This window comes from Serratia sp. CY83965, from assembly GCF_052166375.1.
Classification (GTDB): Bacteria; Pseudomonadota; Gammaproteobacteria; order Enterobacterales; family Enterobacteriaceae; genus Serratia; species Serratia marcescens.
Window position 1 is genome coordinate 38123 of the sequence record NZ_JBJNOV010000018.1, and the last position, 17651, is coordinate 55773.

11 protein-coding genes are annotated in these 17651 nt (G+C 60.9%); 7 read left to right on the forward strand and 4 right to left on the reverse strand.

The window, feature by feature from the left end:
- Positions 1-41: 41 nt before the first annotated feature.
- Genes ACJ8PL_RS23265 through ACJ8PL_RS23280 form a run of 4 tightly spaced genes read left to right on the forward strand, consistent with a single transcriptional unit; the run spans position 42 to position 9732 of the window.
- Complete coding sequence (locus tag ACJ8PL_RS23265) at positions 42-6017, forward strand: alpha-2-macroglobulin (RefSeq protein ID WP_442531414.1); 5976 nt, start codon at positions 42-44, stop codon at positions 6015-6017.
- 49 nt (positions 6018-6066) lie between these two features.
- Positions 6067-8415 carry a penicillin-binding protein 1C gene (gene pbpC / locus ACJ8PL_RS23270; RefSeq protein ID WP_442531415.1) on the forward strand — a complete coding sequence of 783 codons (2349 nt, stop codon included), beginning with the start codon at positions 6067-6069 and terminating at the stop codon, positions 8413-8415.
- Between the two features lie 60 nt (positions 8416-8475).
- A complete protein-coding gene (gene truC / locus ACJ8PL_RS23275; RefSeq protein WP_442531416.1) occupies positions 8476-9246 on the forward strand; it encodes a tRNA pseudouridine(65) synthase TruC in 771 nt (256 codons plus the stop codon).
- A gap of 33 nt (positions 9247-9279) precedes the next feature.
- Positions 9280-9732, forward strand: coding sequence for a flavodoxin (locus tag ACJ8PL_RS23280; protein ID WP_016929894.1), 453 nt, complete (start codon positions 9280-9282; stop codon positions 9730-9732).
- A 57-nt stretch (positions 9733-9789) separates the two neighbouring features.
- On the opposite strand, the gene ACJ8PL_RS23285 is transcribed toward ACJ8PL_RS23280, so the two are convergent.
- The 4 genes from ACJ8PL_RS23285 to map all read right to left on the reverse strand — a co-directional run bounded on the left by ACJ8PL_RS23285 (position 9790) and on the right by map (position 14698).
- Positions 9790-10179, reverse strand: a complete 390-nt coding sequence (locus tag ACJ8PL_RS23285) for a DUF3461 family protein (protein ID WP_004931929.1) — start codon at positions 10177-10179, stop codon at positions 9790-9792.
- Positions 10180-10308: 129 nt separating this feature from the next.
- Positions 10309-11133 (reverse strand): 2,3,4,5-tetrahydropyridine-2,6-dicarboxylate N-succinyltransferase, encoded by an 825-nt coding sequence (gene dapD, locus ACJ8PL_RS23290; RefSeq protein WP_442531417.1) that lies wholly within the window; start codon positions 11131-11133, stop codon positions 10309-10311.
- Positions 11134-11175: 42 nt separating this feature from the next.
- Complete coding sequence (glnD, locus tag ACJ8PL_RS23295) at positions 11176-13830, reverse strand: bifunctional uridylyltransferase/uridylyl-removing protein GlnD (protein WP_028128316.1); 2655 nt, start codon at positions 13828-13830, stop codon at positions 11176-11178.
- 73 nt (positions 13831-13903) lie between these two features.
- Entirely contained in the window at positions 13904-14698 is a 795-nt protein-coding gene (gene map, locus ACJ8PL_RS23300; RefSeq protein ID WP_028127527.1) for a type I methionyl aminopeptidase, read from the reverse strand.
- Positions 14699-15043: 345 nt separating this feature from the next.
- On the opposite strand from map, the gene rpsB reads away from it, so the two are divergent.
- The 3 genes from rpsB (at position 15044) to pyrH (ending at position 17624) form a co-directional block, all read left to right on the forward strand.
- Complete coding sequence (gene rpsB / locus ACJ8PL_RS23305) at positions 15044-15769, forward strand: 30S ribosomal protein S2 (protein WP_016929891.1); 726 nt, start codon at positions 15044-15046, stop codon at positions 15767-15769.
- 129 nt (positions 15770-15898) lie between these two features.
- Positions 15899-16750 (forward strand): translation elongation factor Ts, encoded by an 852-nt coding sequence (gene tsf, locus ACJ8PL_RS23310; RefSeq protein WP_016929890.1) that lies wholly within the window; start codon positions 15899-15901, stop codon positions 16748-16750.
- A gap of 148 nt (positions 16751-16898) precedes the next feature.
- Positions 16899-17624: a UMP kinase gene (gene pyrH, locus ACJ8PL_RS23315; RefSeq protein ID WP_004931940.1), complete on the forward strand. Its 726-nt coding sequence runs from the start codon at positions 16899-16901 to the stop codon at positions 17622-17624.
- The last annotated feature ends 27 nt before the right edge of the window (positions 17625-17651 follow it).

The window sequence follows — 17651 nt, forward strand, 5'->3', positions numbered from 1 at the left end:
GTTGACCGGGGGCTGCATTAGGATGATGAGGTGCTGCAATAATGGATTTATTAAGGTTTATCCTGCGTTTGCCTTTTACCCTGGTTAAGGGCGTTTGTCGCCTGCTGGGCGGGGCGTTGTCGCTGTTGGGGCGGTTGCTGAGACCGCTGGTCGGCAACCTCAGCTGGCGCGCGCCGGCCTGGTGGGCTGCGCTGCCGCGCGGTTTTTTGCGGCTGGAAAGCGGCGTGGATAAACACCCGAAAGCGATCGGTCTGGGCCTGCTGCTGTTGGCAGGCGCTGCGGGCGGCGCATTTTACGGTTGGCACTGGTGGCAAAACCGGCCCCAACCGATTGAACCGGCGCCGATGGTGGTTCAGGAGATTAACGCCGAGATGGCCAACCCCGAGCCGATAGACTACACCGCCGCCCGGCAGGCGCCGCAAACGGTGAGCCTGACCTTCAGCGGCTCAGCTGCGCCGATAACCGCGGCGGGCAAAACCGTGAGCGCCGGCATCACTCTGAAGCCGACGGCGGAAGGGCAGTGGGCGTGGAGTAATGAATCAACGCTGGTGTTCACGCCGAAAAAACCGCTGCCGATGGGGGCGAAATATGATGTGACCCTTGAGCCCGCCACCTTGCTGGCGCCGCAGGTCAAGCTCGCCAAAACCCGCTATGCCTTCACCGTGCCCGCGTTCGATTACCGTCTGGGGCAGGCCGAGTATTACCGCGATCCGCAAAATGCGCAGAAACGCAGCGCGATTTTCAATCTGCAGTTCAACGCGCCGGTCGATGTCGCCAGCTTTGAAAAACAGATTTCGCTGGGATTGAAGGAAGGCAGCACGTCCTCCGAGAAAAAGCTGAATTTCTCTCTGGTCTATGACGAGAAAAAACTGAACGCCTGGGTGCATTCCGAGCCGCTGCAGGCGCTGGATCAGGGCGGCGCGGTACATCTGACCGTCGGCAAGGGCGTTAAATCGACGGCGGCCGGCAACGCGGTCGAAGAGGCGAAAAGCAACTGGGTCAAGGTACCGACGCTGTACAGCCTGGCGCTGAGCGACGCCAGCGCCCAGGTGGTGGACACCGACGCCGGCCAAGGGCAGCGTGCGCTGGTGGTCGGTTTCAGCGATGCGGTGAAGGATAAAGAGCTGGCGCGGGCCGCGAAAGCCTGGCTGCTGCCGCAGCACGATCCGAGCGATGCCGAGGCCGCCAACGATGCTGAAGATTTCTATCAATGGACGGTCGACAGCGTCGGCAAAAACGTGCTGGCGCAGGCGACGGCACTGCCGTTGGCGCTTAACGAGGCGGAAGAGGCCTACCAACCGCAGTTCAGCTTCCGTTTCGACGCCCCGGCGCACCGCTTTGTGCTGCTCGAGATCGATAACCAGCTGGTTTCCGCCGGCGGTTACAAAATGCCGAAGAAGGTTTACCGCGTGGTCGAAGTGCCGGAGTTCCCGAAATCGCTGCAGTTCATGTCGCAGGGCTCGCTGCTGTCGGTCAACGGCGACAAGCAGATCAGCGTGGCGGCGCGCAACGTGGCGGGCCTGCGGCTGGACATCAAGCGGGTGATCCCGAGCCAGCTGCAGCACATCGTCTCCTTCAAAAGCCGGGAATACTCGTCCACGGAATTCAACCGGCTCAACGACGAATATTTCACCGAGCATTTCAAATACCAGACGGCGCTCAACAACGAGCGGCCGGGGGAAGTGAACTATCAGGGCATCGATCTCTCCCGCTATCTCTCCACCAACGCCAGTTCCCATCGCGGGGTGTTCCTGCTGACGCTGTCTGAATGGCAGCCGAACCGAAAACCGGCGGCGGAAGAGGCGGGCGCCGAGCAGGATCAGGAACAGGATGAGAACGAAGGGGAAGAGCAGCCCGACGTCGGCGATTCGCGCTTTGTGGTGGTGACCGATCTGGGCATCGTCGCCAAGAGCTCGCAGGACAAGACGCGCGACGTCTTTGTGCAGTCGATTCAAAGCGGCGCGCCGGTCAGCGGCGCCACCGTGTCGGTGGTGGCCAAAAACGGCGTGACGCTGCTCAGCCAAACCACCGGCGCCGATGGCCACGTGCGTTTCCCGGCGCTGGATGTGTACACCAACGAGCGCCAGCCGGTGATGTTCCTGGTGGAAAAAGAGGGGGATGTCTCCTTCCTGCCGACCGGCAGCTATAACGATCGCGGGCTGGACTTCTCGCGCTTCGACGTCGCCGGTGAACAAACGCCGACCGATCCGCGCACGCTCAGCAGCTACCTGTTCTCCGATCGCGGCGTTTATCGGCCGGGGGATACTTTCAATATTGGCCTGATCACCCGCGCCGCCGACTGGGGCGTTGGCCTGGCCGGCGTGCCGGTGCGCGCCGAAATCCGCGATCCGCGCGACAAGCTGATGTCCACCGTGCCGCTGACGCTGGGCGCCAGCGGTTTCAACGAGCTGAGCTATACCACCGATGAAAACTCACCGACCGGCGAGTGGAACGTCTATCTGTATCTGATCGGCAAAAACAACGACACCTCCACGCTGCTCGGCCATACCGCAGTCAATGTGAAGGAGTTCGAACCGGATCAGCTGAAAGTGAAACTGGCGTTGACGCCGGACCGCCAGCAAGGCTGGGTAAAACCGTCTGAGCTGAAGGCCAGCATCGATGTGCAGAACCTGTTCGGCACCCCGGCGCAGGATCGCCGCGTGACCACCAGGCTGACGCTGCGGCCGATGTATCCGAGCTTCGATCGTTTCCCGGATTATGCGTTCTATGAAAACCGACAAAACAGCGACGGGTTCGAGACCGAGCTGGAAGATCGCTCCACCGATGAGCACGGCGCGGCCGATATTCCGCTCGATCTGAAATCCTACGCCGACGCCACCTATCAGTTGCAATTGCTGTCGGAGGCGTTCGTCGCCGGCGGCGGGCGTTCGGTGGCGGCTACCGCCCGCACGCTGGTTTCCCCTTACGATTACCTGATCGGCGTGAAGGCCGACGGCGATCTGGGCTACATCAACCGCGACGCGGAGCGGCATCTGAACGTGATCGCCATCGATCCGGCCCTGAAACAGATCGCCATGCCGAACCTGAAGCAGGTGTTGATCGAGCAGAAATACATTTCGGTGCTGACCAAACAGGATTCAGGCGTTTACAAATACCAGTCGAAGATGAAGGAAGTGCAGTTGTCGGAACAGCCGCTGGCGCTGGGCGAGCAGGGCGCGGATCTGCGGCTGGCGACCGATAAGCCGGGCGACTTCGTGCTGGTGATTGAAGATGCGCAGGGCAAGACGCTCAACCGCGTCGCCTACAGCGTGGCCGGCAACGCCAACCTGAGCCGCTCGCTGGATCGCAACGCCGAACTGAAGCTGAAACTCAACCAGGCGGAATACCAGCCCGGTGAGGAGATCGAGGTGGCGATCAACGCGCCTTATACCGGCAGTGGCTTGATCACCATTGAAAAGGACAAGGTTTACGCCTGGCAGTGGTTCCACACCGACACCACCAGCTCGGTGCAGACGATTCGCGTGCCGGCCGGCATGGAGGGCAACGGCTACATCAACGTGCAGTTCGTGCGCGACATCAACTCCAGCGAGATCTTCATGAGTCCGCTGAGCTACGGCGTGATGCCGTTCAAGATCAGCACCAAGGCGCGCCAAAACAGCCTCGAGGTGACGGCGCCGGAGGTCATCAAGCCGGGTGAAAACCTGACGATGACGGTCAAGACCGATGCGCCGCAGCAGGTGGCGCTGTTCGCCGTCGATGAGGGCATTCTGCAGGTGGCGCGTTACCGTCTGAAGGATCCGCTGGAGTTCTTCTTCAGCAAGCGCGAACTGAACGTGAGCAGCTCGCAGATCCTCGATCTGATCCTGCCGGAGTTCAGCAAGCTGATGGCGCTGACCGCGGCGCCGGGCGGCGATGCGGGCGAAGGGCTGGATCTCAACCTCAACCCGTTCAAGCGCAAGCGCGATAAGCCGGTGGCCTATTGGTCCGGCATTACCGAGGTCAGCGGCAAGAAACAGTTCGTCTATCCGGTGCCGGATTACTTCAACGGCAAGATCCGCGTCATGGCGATTTCGGTGACGCCGGAGAAAATCGGCAAGGCGCAAACTGCCGCCACGGTACGCGACAGCTTCATCATGACGCCGAACGTGCCGGCGATGGTGGCGCCGGGCGACGAGTTCGACGTCAGCGTGGGCGTCAGCAACAACCTCGAAGGGCTGAACGGCCAGTCGGTGGCCATCAACGTCCTGTTGACGCCGCCGCCGCAGTTGGAGGTGGTGGGCAACGCGACGCAAAGCCTGACGCTGGCGGAAAAACGCGAAGGCGTGATCACCTTCCGTCTGCGCGCCAAAGCCGTGCTGGGCGATGCGCCGCTGGTGTTCGACGCCCGTTACGGCGACCAGGCCAGCCGCCGCACCGTCAGCACCTCGGTGCGGCCGGCGGCGCCGTACCGCACCCAGTCGGTGATGGGGCGCATGAGCGGCAGCAGCCAGAACGTCGATGGCCTGCGCCAGATGTTCGACGCTTTCGCGCAGCGCCGGGCGGCGGTGTCGAATTCGCCGCTGGTGCTGACCAGCGGGCTGGCGCAATACCTGGCGGATTACCCGTATTACTGTTCCGAGCAGATCGTCAGCCGCTCCATTCCGCTGATGCTGCAGAGCCGTCATCCGGAGATGAAAAGCAGCCTGAGCCAGGCGGAAGTCAGCAAGCAGTTGCGCAATCTGCTGGGCGTGCTGCGCGCCCGTCAGAACGACAGCGGGGCGATCGGCGCCTGGCGTTCATCGCCGGATGCCGATCCTTTCGTCACGCCTTATGTGGTGCAATATCTGCTCGAAGCCAAAGCGGCGGGCTACGCCCTGCCGGAAGGCATGCTGGATGAAGCCAACGGCGCGTTGCGCGAGCTGGCGGCCAGCGGTTTCGACGATCTGTATCTGCTGCGCCTGCGCAGCTGGGCGGTTTACCTGCTGACGCTGCAGGGCGAAGTGACCACCAACTCGCTGGCGGCGGTGCAGGATACGCTGCAAAAACGCTATGGCGAAGAGTGGAAAACCGATCTGAGCGCGCTCTATCTGGCCTCTTCCTATCGCCTGTTGAAGATGGACGACGAAGCCGCCGCGCTGCTGCAACCGAGCTGGCAGCAACTGAGCAAGGCTTATGACAGCGCCTGGTGGACGCAGAACTATTTCGATCCGCTGGTGCAGGATGCGACGCGGCTGTATCTGATTACCCGCCACTTCCCGGAGAAGGTGGCGTCGATCCCGCCGCAGGTGCTGGAGAATATGGTCAAGGCGTTGAAAGAAGAGCGCTACACCACCTACTCTTCCGCGATGAGCATTCTGGCGTTGGAAAGCTACTCGGCCCAGGTGGCGGCGCAGTCCGCCAATGCGGATGCATTGGGCATCGCGCAGGTGGGCAAAGCCGGCGGCGAGCCGCAGCGCATCAGCGAGCTGCAAGGGCTGTTCGTTCAGGGGCAATTTAACGCTGACGCCACTGCGGTGCGCTTCACCAACGGCGGCAGCGCGCCGGCCTGGTATGTGGTGACGCAGGCCGGTTACGACCTGAATGCGCCGCAAAAAGCGCTGTCGCGCGGGATTGAGATCGTCCGCGATTACACCGACGAACAGGGCAAGCCGGTGACGCAGGTGACGCTGGGGCAGAAGATCAATGTCCATCTGAAGGTGCGCGCCAACTCGAAAGAGGGGCAGAGCAACCTGGCGATCGTCGATCTGCTGCCGGGCGGGTTCGAAGTGGTGCAGCAGACGCCGCCGGAGCCGGCCGACGCCGGCGAGGAGAGCGACGATCGCGGCGGCTGGCAGTCGCCGCTGGCCGCCTCCGGCTCCACCTGGGCGCCGGACTACAGCGATATCCGCGAAGATCGGGTGATTATCTACGGCAGTGCCGGCACCGAGGTGCAGGAGTTTGTTTATCAGATCAAGGCCACCAATACCGGCAGCTTTATTGTTCCACCGGCCTACGGCGAAGCCATGTATGACCGTGAAGTGCAGGCCATGTCGGCCGGCGGCGGCAAGCTGGTGGTGGTGCCGGCGGGCAACGACTAGGCCATATCCGGCACCAGGCCAGCGTCTGGCGCCGGAATGCTGAGAACGTATGAAGATCCTGACCGGGCGCGTGCTGCAAAACGGCTTGATGGCGGCGTTTTTACTGGCGCTGCTGTTGGCCGCGATTCGGCTGTGGCCGCATCCGCCCCTGTGGCAGGGGCTGCCGCAGTCTTCCGTTTATTACGACAGGCACGGCGCGCTGTTGCGCATCACGCTGGCCAACGACGATCGCTACCGATTGTGGACCCCGCTGGAACAGGTGTCGCCGCTGGCGGTGCGCGGGCTGCTGCTGCACGAAGATCGCTGGTTCTACTACAACCCCGGATTTAACCCCGTCAGCCTGATGCGCGGCTTCTGGCGCAGCTATGTCGCCGGCGGCAAAATGCAGGGCGGATCGACCATCAGCATGCAGCTGGCACGGATGCGCTGGCATCTCAATACCCGCACGCCAGGCGGCAAGCTGCTGCAGGTGCTGCGCGCGGTGCAGCTGGAATTGAGCTACTCCAAGCGTGATATCCTGGAAGCCTACCTGAATTACGCGCCCTACGGCCGCAATATCGAAAGCATCGGCGCCGCCAGCCTGATCTATTTCGCCAAGTCGCCGAAGGCGTTGACCCTGCCGGAGGCGCTGACGCTGGCGGTCTTGCCGCAGTCGCCCAGCTACCGTCTGGAGCCGAAAACCGGCATGCTCGGCGCCGCATTGACGCAGGCGCGCAACCGTCTGTTCCTGCGCTGGCAACAGGTTTACCCGACTGACGCCAGCCAGCAAACGCTGTTCCGCCTGCCGCTGGCGCTGCGGCAGCCTGAGCAAGTGCCCTATATTGCGCCGCACTTTATCGAACAGCTGCGCCTGCAGACGCAGCAACTGGTGCAGCGCGACACTCGCGTCGACACTACGCTGGACGCCGGGTTGCAGCGGCTGGTCGAGCGGCAGGTTAACGCCTTTATCGCCCGCAACCGCAGCCGCGGCATTCAAAACGCCGCGGTGCTGTTGGTGGACAGCCGCGATATGGGGGTGCGCGCGCTGGTGGGCTCGGCGGACTATTACAGCCGTCCGATTCAGGGGCAGGTGAACGGCACCAACGCCAAGCGTTCGCCGGGATCGACGCTGAAGCCGTTCATCTACGCGCTGGGCATGGAGCAGGGCGTGCTGCATCCGATGACCATCCTGAAAGACGTGCCTTCGTCGTTCGGCGCCTATGCGCCGGAAAATTTCGACCGGCGCTTCCTCGGCCCGGTGACCGCCACCGACGCGCTAAATTTCAGCCGCAATATTCCGGCGGTATATGTCGCCTCGCAGCTGCGCCAGCCGACTTTTTATCAGTTCTTACGCCTGACCGGCGTCGCCAATATGGCCAATGAGAGCCACTACGGGCTGTCGCTGGTATTGGGCGGCGGCGAGGTAACGGCGCAGGAATTGGCGAAGCTGTATGCGCTGCTGGCGAATCGCGGTGAGCTGCGGCCGCTTCGCATGCAGTTGAACCAGGCCGAATCGACGCCGGTGCGGCTGCTGAGCGAGGAGGCCAGTTTCATCACGCTGGATATGCTGCGCCAGCACCGGCGGCCGGGCGATACGCTGGCGCAGCGTTCTTCGTCGCTGCCGGTGTACTGGAAGACCGGCACCTCCTGGGGCTTTCGCGACGCCTGGAGCGTCGGGATTTTCGGTCCTTACGTGCTGGTGGTGTGGGAAGGCAATTTCGACGGGCGCGGCAACAATGCGTTGGTCGGCGCTGAGGCGGCCGCGCCGCTGTTTTTCAATATCATCGACAGCGTCAACGCCAGCTATCCCGCCCTGCGGGAGCCGAAACATCCGTTCCCCCAACGGCTGCGGCGGGTGGAGATTTGTCTCGCCAGCGGCGATCTGCCGACGCCGTGGTGCCAGCAAAAGGGCAAGACCTGGTTCATTCCCGGCAAGTCGCCGATCAAGGTAGACAGCGTCTACCGGCCGGTGGTGCTGGATATTCACAGCGGCGAGGTCGTTTGCCCGCCGTATGATGCGGCGCAGACCCGCACCGAAATTTTTGAATTCTGGCCTTCCGATTTGGCCAACGTGTTCGCCCAGGCCGGGCTGCCGAAGCGGGCGCCGCCGGTCAATCGCTGCAAGGACAACGGCATCGCCGTCGGCGGCAACGCGCCGCGCATCACCTCGCCGTTGAAAAACACCACTTATACCCTGCGCCAGTCGCAGCAGGGGCGGGACAAAATCGCCTTCAATGCGGTGACGGACGCCGACAGCAAGACGGTGTACTGGTTCGTCGACGATATCTATCTCGGCAGCAGCGCCAGTAAAAAACCGATCGACTGGCGGCCGATCAACAATGGGCGCTACCGCATTCGGGCGGTGGACGATCGCGGCCGCGCCGATACGCGCCTGGTGACCATCGAATGGGTGAACTAGCGTTGCGTCTCATGCCTGTTATACTCGCGCCCGAAACGGCTATTGACCTGGGAACGCGATGTGATTGAGATTTTGTATCAGGATGAACACCTGGTGGCGGTGAACAAACCGTCGGGCTGGTTGGTGCACCGCAGTTGGCTGGACCGTCATGAAACTCGCTTTATGATGCAGACGGTGCGCGATCAGCTCGGGCAGCATGTCTTTACCGTGCACCGTCTCGATCGCCCGACGTCCGGCGTATTGCTGATGGCGCTCTCCAGTGAGGTGGCGCGCCTGCTGTCGCAGCAGTTCGAGCAGCACCAGGTGCAGAAAACCTATCATGCGGTGGTGCGCGGTTACGTGCAGGAGGAGGCGACCCTCGACTACCCGCTGACGGCTGAGCTGGATAAAATCGCCGATAAACATGCCGATGTCGACAAGGGGCCGCAGCCGGCGGTGACGCACTACCGGCCGTTGGCGCAGGTAGAGATGCCGGTGGCCATCGGCCGCTACGACAGCGCGCGGTACAGTCTGGTGGAACTGCAGCCGGAAACCGGCCGCAAGCACCAACTGCGGCGCCACATGGCGCATCTTCGCCATCCGATCATCGGCGACAGCAAGCACGGCGATCTGCGGCAGAACCGCGGGATGGCGCAGCATTTCGGCTGCCCGCGCCTGATGCTGCACGCCAGCCACCTGCAACTGACGCACCCGGTGACCGGCGAGCCGCTGCAGGTAACGGCGCGCTGGGACGAAGCCTGGCAAGGGGTGATGGCGCAGTTCGGCTGGGCGGGGGTATTCCCTGAACTTGCCGGGGTTGAGTTTAGCGCGGCTAACGGTCAGGATAGCTGACAATTTTTAAAGGTAATGAAGGGAGTAGGAGCCATGGCTCAGGTTGGTATCTTCGTGGGAACGGTCTACGGCAATTCGCTGCTGGTGGCGGAAGAGGCGCAAAACATCCTCAGCGAGCAGGGCCATGAGGTCAAACTGTTCGAAGAGGGCACGCTGGAGGCCTGGCAGTATTATCGTCAGCACTACGCGCTGGTGATCACCTCCACCACCGGGCAGGGCGATCTGCCGGACAGCATCGCGCCGCTGTTCCACGCTATCCGCGATCAGGTTGGCTATCAGCCGGAGCTGCGCTATGGGCTGATCGCCCTCGGCGACAGCAGCTATGACAACTTCTGCGGCGCCGGGCGCGCGTTCGACGCGCTGCTGCAGGAGCAGGGCGCCACCCGCGTTGGCGAAGTGCTGGAGATCGATGCGATGGAACAGCCGGAGCCGGAAGTGGCCGCCTGCCCGTGGGTCGAGCAGTGGGGCACGCTGCTGCAGTCATAACGTAAAAAGGCGCCGCAAAAGGGCGCCTTAACGATGATGCGGGTTAACCGATCCACATTATTTGCCGCGGGTGAGTTTTTCCAGATCGGCTTCGATCTCGGCAATCTTGTGCGACACCACGCCTTCGAGATGGCGCAGGTCGTCGAGGATTTTACGCTTCAGATCCACTTCCACCTGATCGCGCTGGCACAGCTGATCCAGCTCGTCGATCACGTAACGCAGGTTCGGGTTGATCTCGTGAATTTCCTTGTAGCCCTGGCCGGCGTTGTCCGCCACCACGGTTTTACGCTGGCGCGGGTACTTGAACTTCACGCTCTTGGCGAAGAACTCGCCTTTGTCCTTGCGGAAATAGATCTTGAGGATGTCGTTGTTGGCCTCTTGACGCAGGCTATAGCGATCGACGTCTTCCGGTTGATTGATGCCCAAACTCTTCAAGTTATCGTACATACTGCGCCCTCTTTAGATGTGATCGTTATATTCCACGACTGCAATTATGGCGGAAAGCGAGATCTGCGACTGTGACTGCCAGCGAAACGCAGACAAAAAAATAGCGGGTGAATCACCCGCTATTTCAATTTAGTCGATAGTGCGCAATAACTCATTAATGCCGACTTTACCGCGGGTTTTGGCGTCGACTTTCTTGACGATCACCGCGCAGTACAGGCTGTAAGAACCGTCTTTCGACGGCAGGTTGCCGGAAACCACCACCGAACCCGCCGGCACGCGGCCGTAATGGATTTCGCCGGTCTCGCGGTCATAGATGCGGGTGCTCTGGCCGAGGTAGACGCCCATCGAAATCACCGAGCCTTCTTCCACGATCACGCCTTCCACCACTTCGGAGCGCGCGCCGATGAAGCAGTTGTCTTCGATGATGGTCGGGTTGGCCTGCAGTGGCTCCAGCACGCCGCCGATACCGACGCCGCCGGACAGGTGAACGTTTTTGCCTATCTGCGCGCAAGAACCGACGGTGGCCCAGGTGTCGACCATGGTGCCTTCGTCGACGTAGGCGCCGATGTTAACGTAAGACGGCATCAGCACGGTGTTGCGAGCGATGAACGCGCCCTGGCGCACGGTGGCCGGCGGCACGACGCGGAAACCTTCCTTCTGGAAGCGCGCTTCGTCGTAGTCGGCGAATTTCATCGGCACTTTGTCGTAGTAGCGGGTTTCCGCGCCGTCCATGATCTTGTTGTCGTTGATGCGGAAAGAGAGCAGCACGGCTTTCTTCAGCCACTGGTGGGTGACCCATTGACCGTCGATCTTCTCGGCAACGCGCAGGGCGCCGCTGTCCAACAGGCCGATCACCTGGTTTACCGCTTCGCGCGTTACGGTGTCTACGTTCGCCGGAGTGATGTCCGCACGGCGTTCGAAGGCGCTTTCAATAACGTTCTGTAATTGCTGCATGCTGTTCTCTTTCCTGATGTTGTCGGTAAAAAGTTACTTGTATCACATTTTATCGTTTGGGGTGAGGGCCTCTGTCAACCGTTGCTCCAACTTTCTGCGCGTTTCTTGGTCGAGCGCGCGCCGCTCGCCGTCGGCCAGGATAAACAAATCCTCGACCCGCTCGCCGATGGTGGAAATGCGCGCGCCGTGCAGCGACAGCCCCAGATCGGCGAACACTTCGCCCACCCGCGCCAGCAGGCCGGGTTGGTCGAGCGCGGTCAGCTCCAGGTAGCTGCGGCGATCGGTGTGGGTCGGCAGGAAAGTGACCTCGGTTGGCACGCTGAAGTGGCGCAGCTTGGAAGAGGGGCGGCGCACGCGCGGCGGCTGGTACTCCCGCTGGGTGATGGCCTGCAGCAGCGCCTGGCGGATCGCCGCGTGGCGATCCTGCGCCAGCGGGCTGCCGTCCGGCTCCAGCACGATAAAGGTGTCCATCGCCATACCGTCGCGGTTGGTGAAGATCTGGGCGTCGTGCACGCTCAGGTTGCGGCGATCCATCTCTCCGGCGACGGCGGCGAACAGGTAAGGGCGATCCGGGCTCCAGATGAAGATCTCGGTGCCGCCGCGCGTCGCCTGGCGGCTGACTAGCACCAGCGGCTGGGTGGAGTCGTGGGCCAGCAGGTGGCGGGCGTGCCAGGCCAGCTGATTCGGCGAGTGGCGCAGGAAGTAATCGGCGCGGCAGCGGCTCCAGATGCGGTGCAGCGCCTCTTCGTCGATGTTGTCCATGCGCAGCAGCGCCAGCGCCTGCAGGCGATGGTGGCGCACGCGTTCGCGCAGATCCGGGCTGTTTTGCATGCCGCGGCGCAGCTGTTTTTCGGTGGCGAAATACAGCTCGCGCAACAGGCTCTGCTTCCAGCTGTTCCACAGGGTTTCGTTGGTGGCGCAGATATCCGCCACCGTCAGGCACACCAGATAGCGCAGGCGGGTTTCGCTCTGCACTTCGCTGCTGAACTGCTGGATCACCGTCGGATCCTGGATATCGCGGCGCTGCGCGGTGACCGACATCAGCAGGTGGCAGCGCACCAGCCAGGCCACCAGCTGGGTTTCTCGCGAGTTGAGGCCGTGCAGTTCGGCGAACTCCACCACGTCTTCCGCGCCGAGGATCGAGTGATCGCCGCCGCGCCCTTTGGCGATATCGTGGAACAAGGCCGCCAGCAGCAGCAGTTCCGGGTGCGGCAGGCGCGGATACAGCTCCACGCACAGCGGATGGCGCGGCCGGGTTTGCGCATCGGCGAAGCTCTCCAGCTTCTGCAGCACGCGGATAGTGTGTTCGTCGACGGTATAGGCGTGGAACAGATCGAACTGCATCTGCCCGACGATCTTGCCCCACTGCGGCATATAGGCCCACAGCACGCTGTGACGGTGCATCGGCACCAGCGCGCGCGACACCGCGCCGGGGTGACGCAGGATGGCCATAAACAGATCGCGCGCTTCCGGGATGGTGCACAGCGGCTGTTTCAGGTGGCGGCGCGCGTGGCGCAGCTGGCGCACGGTGGTGGAGTAAATGCCCTTGATCTCGCGGTTGCGCACCATCAGGTAGAACATGCGCATGATGGCTTGCGGCTCGCGGATAAACAGCGTTTCGTCACGCAGATCGATCAGATCGCCGCGCAGCTGGAAATCGTCGTTCAGCGGACGCGGCTTTTCGGTGGCGTCCAGCGCCAGGATGGCTTCGTCGAACAGCTGCAGCAGCATGTGGTTCAGCTCGCCGACGCGGCGCGTCATGCGGTAGAAGTCTTTCATCATGCGCTCGACCGGCTCGTTGCCTTCGCCTTCATAGCGCAGCAGCTGCGCCACGCTGAGCTGACGATCGAACAGCAGACGGTTGTCGTAACGCGGCAGCACCAGATGCAGCGCAAAGCGGATGCGCCACAGGAAGCTCTGGCATTCGTTCAGCTCGTTGCGCTCGGCCTGGGTGAGGAAACCGAAACCGACCATTTCGTCCAGCGAGGTGGCGCCGAAGTGGCGGCGCGCCACCCACAGCAGCGTGTGGATGTCACGCAGGCCACCGGGACTGCTTTTGATATCCGGTTCCAGGTTATAGCTGGTGCCGTGGTAGCGCTGATGACGCTCCTGCTGCTCGCTGATCTTGGCGTGGAAGAACTGCGGCGAGGGCCAAAAGCCGTCGCTGAAGATATGCTTTTGCATCTGCAGGAACAGCGCGACGTCGCCGCAAATCATGCGCGATTCGATCAGGTTGGTGGCCACGGTCAGATCCGCCAGCCCTTCCAGCAGGCACTCTTCCAGGGTGCGCACGCTGTGGCCCACTTCCAGCTTGAGATCCCACAGCAGGGTGATGAACTCGCCGACCCGCTGCGACTGTTGCTCCGTCAGCCGGCGCTGGCTGAGCACCAGCACGTCGATATCCGACAGCGGATGCAGCTCGCCGCGGCCATAACCGCCGACCGCCACCAGCGCGGTTTCCGGGATATCTTCAAAGCCGTAGAACGTCCACAGCCGGCGCAGCAGGCGATCGATGAAGTCGCTGCGCGCCGCCACCAGGCTTTCGGCGCTGGAGCCGGCGTCGAACGCCGCCGCCAGCCACAGCTGGAACTGCTCCAGCCGCTGTTTCAGCAGCGGGCAGGTGAGCTCGTCGTCGCCGTAGACGCTGGGAGAGGCGGGCGGCATCGGCACGGCCGGTTGAAGGAGATTGTCAGACATAGTGCGCAGCCCATAAAAAAGGCCGGCATAAGCCGGCCTGGTGACATTCTGCACGCGGCGTGCGCCGCAGTGCTTACATCTCGTGCGTAATGATGTTGGGGATGGTGTCATCCTTGCGCAACGTCATTATCTCGCAGCCGTTATCAGTGACCACAATAGTATGCTCATACTGCGCCGACAAGCTGCGATCTTTGGTTTTTACCGTCCAGCCGTCTTTCATGGTGCGGATGCGGTAGTCGCCGGCGTTGACCATCGGTTCGATGGTGAAGGCCATGCCCGGCTGCAGCACCACGCCGCCGTCGTCCGCGTCATAGTGCAGCACCTGCGGCTCTTCGTGGAACACTTCGCCGATGCCGTGGCCGCAGTACTCGCGCACCACGGAGAACTTCTCGGCTTCGACGAATTGCTGGATGGCCTTGCCCAGGGTGCGCAGACGGATGCCCGGTTTGACCATCTTCAGCGCCAGATACAGGCTTTCCTGAGTGACGCGGCACAGGCGCTCGCCCAGAATGGTCGGTTTGCCGACGATGAACATCTTCGAGGTGTCGCCGTGGAAACCGTCTTTAATCACGGTCACGTCGATGTTGACGATGTCGCCGTCTTTCAGCGTTTTGTCATCGCTCGGGATGCCGTGGCACACCACTTCGTTCACCGAGATGCACACGGATTTCGGGAAGCCGTGGTAGCCGAGGCAGGCGGAGATGGCCTGCTGCTCGTTGGTGATGTACTCGTGACAGATACGGTCCAGTTCGCCGGTGGTCACGCCAGGTTTGACGTGCGGCTCGATGATCTCCAGCACTTCGGCGGCCAGGCGGCCGGCCACGCGCATTTTTTGGATGTCATCAGGTGTTTTAATTGAGATTGCCATGAAATTCGTCCGCAGGTGTCGTTATCGTCGACAATAAGAAGCAGTGACTTATGGTATCAGCCCGGCCGGGGGCTGCCAAATTTCATTTCCTGACGCCCGGCGAAACGCAACAAAAGTTGGTGTCTGCGGCGGGTTTATGGTATAAAGCGCGCCGGCGATCCGCGACTTGGTTCTTGTGACCTGGCGGGAATCGGCCGAAAATACTTTAACTGCACTCATTTTGTGTAAATAACACACACGTATCGGCACATCCGCCGGGGTGCCCTGAGGTGACTTGTCGCCGCCAGGGTCGGCGTTATGGGATACGTGGAGGCATAACCCCAATTAATCTATAGAGGTTTAATCATGGCAACTGTTTCCATGCGCGACATGCTCAAGGCTGGTGTTCACTTTGGTCACCAGACCCGTTACTGGAACCCGAAAATGAAGCCTTTCATCTTCGGCGCTCGTAACAAGGTTCACATCATCAACCTGGAGCAGACCGTACCAATGTTCAACGCCGCTCTGGCTGAACTGAGCAAGATCTCTTCCCGTAAAGGCAAGATCCTGTTCGTTGGTACCAAACGCGCAGCAAGCGAAGCGGTAAAAGACGCTGCGAACAGCTGTGACCAGTTCTTCGTGAACCACCGCTGGTTGGGTGGCATGCTGACTAACTGGAAAACCGTTCGTCAGTCCATCAAGCGTTTGAAAGATCTGGAAATCCAGTCTCAAGACGGCACCCTGGACAAGCTGACCAAGAAAGAAGCGCTGATGCGCACTCGTGAACTGGCCAAGCTGGAAAACTCCCTGGGCGGTATCAAAGATATGGGCGGTCTGCCAGACGCACTGTTCGTTATCGATGCCGATCACGAGCACATCGCGATCAAAGAAGCCAACAACCTGGGTATCCCGGTATTCTCTATCGTTGATACCAACTCCAACCCAGACGGCGTTGACTTCATCATCCCTGGTAACGACGACGCAATCCGTGCAGTAAACCTGTACCTGACTGCTGTTGCTGCCGCTGTGCGTGAAGGTCGTTCTCAAGATCTGGCCGTTCAGGCGGAAGAAGGCTTCGTAGAAGCTGAATAATAAGGCAAGCTCGTCACTGAGCCCTTATTAACCAGGTATTGACATATGTTGGTTAGGGGGGCCTGTTAAGGCCCCCTTTGCTTATCTGAATGAGAACTGTCTCCACGCGAGATAACCGAGGAAAAAGAAATGGCTGATATTACCGCTGCCCTGGTAAAAGAACTGCGCGAGCGTACCGGCGCTGGCATGATGGATTGCAAGAAGGCGCTGGTTGAATCCAACGGCGACATCGAACTGGCAATCGAAAACATGCGTAAGTCCGGTGCGATCAAAGCCGCTAAAAAAGCAGGCAACGTGGCTGCTGACGGCGTGATCAAAACCAAGATCGAAGGCAACTACGGCATCATTCTGGAAGTTAACTGCCAGACTGACTTCGTAGCAAAAGACGCCGGTTTCCAGGCGTTCGCCGACAAAGTGCTGGATGCCGCTATGGCTGGCAAAATCACTGACGTTGACGTGCTGAAAGCACAGTTCGAAGAAGAGCGCGTAGCGCTGGTGGCAAAAATCGGCGAAAACATCAACATTCGTCGCGTTGCTTCCCTGGAAGGCGACGTGCTGGGCAGCTACCTGCACGGCGCGCGTATCGGCGTTCTGGTTGCGGCTAAAGGCGCGGACGAAGAACTGGTTAAGCAAATCGCAATGCACGTTGCGGCGAGCAAGCCAGAGTTCGTGAAGCCAGAAGACGTGTCTGCTGAAGTGGTAGAAAAAGAGTACCAGGTTCAGCTGGACATCGCCATGCAGTCCGGCAAGCCGAAAGAAATCGCAGAGAAAATGGTTGAAGGCCGCATGAAGAAATTCACCGGCGAAGTTTCTCTGACCGGTCAGCCTTTCGTTATGGATCCGAGCAAATCCGTTGCTCAGGTGCTGAAAGAGCACAACGCTGACGTGACCAACTTCATTCGCTTCGAAGTGGGCGAAGGCATCGAGAAAGTCGAAACCGACTTCGCTGCTGAAGTTGCCGCGATGAGCAAACAGTCTTAATGACTGTCGATGGAACCGCCGTCTGGCGGTTCCATACTATCCAGCCAGAATTACACCGGTGGCAGGCCCTGCAGCGTGATACTCACCTCAGGCGCGTTTCATCGGCTGAAATCCCCACTACTAATACTGCTTCTTAGGACAGAACACCATGGCAACCAATGCAAAACCCGTATATCAGCGTATTCTGCTTAAACTGAGTGGCGAAGCCCTGCAAGGTGCAGAAGGTTTTGGTATCGACGCCAGCGTTTTGGATCGCATGGCTCAGGAAGTGAAAGAGCTGGTCGAACTGGGAATTCAGGTCGGTGTAGTTATTGGCGGCGGGAACCTGTTCCGCGGCGCGGGCCTGGCGCAAGCCGGCATGAACCGCGTAGTGGGCGACCACATGGGAATGCTGGCTACCGTGATGAACGGCCTGGCTATGCGTGATGCACTGCACCGTGCCTATGTGAACGCCCGCCTGATGTCGGCGATCCCGCTGAACGGCGTGTGTGATAATTACAGCTGGGCAGAGGCGATCAGCCTGCTGCGCAACAACCGCGTGGTGATCTTCTCCGCCGGTACCGGCAACCCGTTCTTCACCACCGATTCCGCCGCTTGCCTGCGCGGCATCGAGATCGAAGCGGACGTGGTGCTGAAAGCCACCAAAGTGGATGGGGTCTACTCCGCCGATCCGGTGAAAAACCCGGATGCGACGCTGTATGAACAATTAACCTATCAGGACGTGCTGGAGCGCGAGCTGAAAGTGATGGATCTGGCGGCGTTTACGCTGGCCCGCGATCACGGTCTGCCGATTCGCGTGTTCAACATGAATAAGCCTGGCGCGCTGCGCCGCGTGGTGATGGGTGAGAACGAAGGTACGCTGATCAGCAAATAAGGCTGTTCACACCCCTTTTTCGGAGCG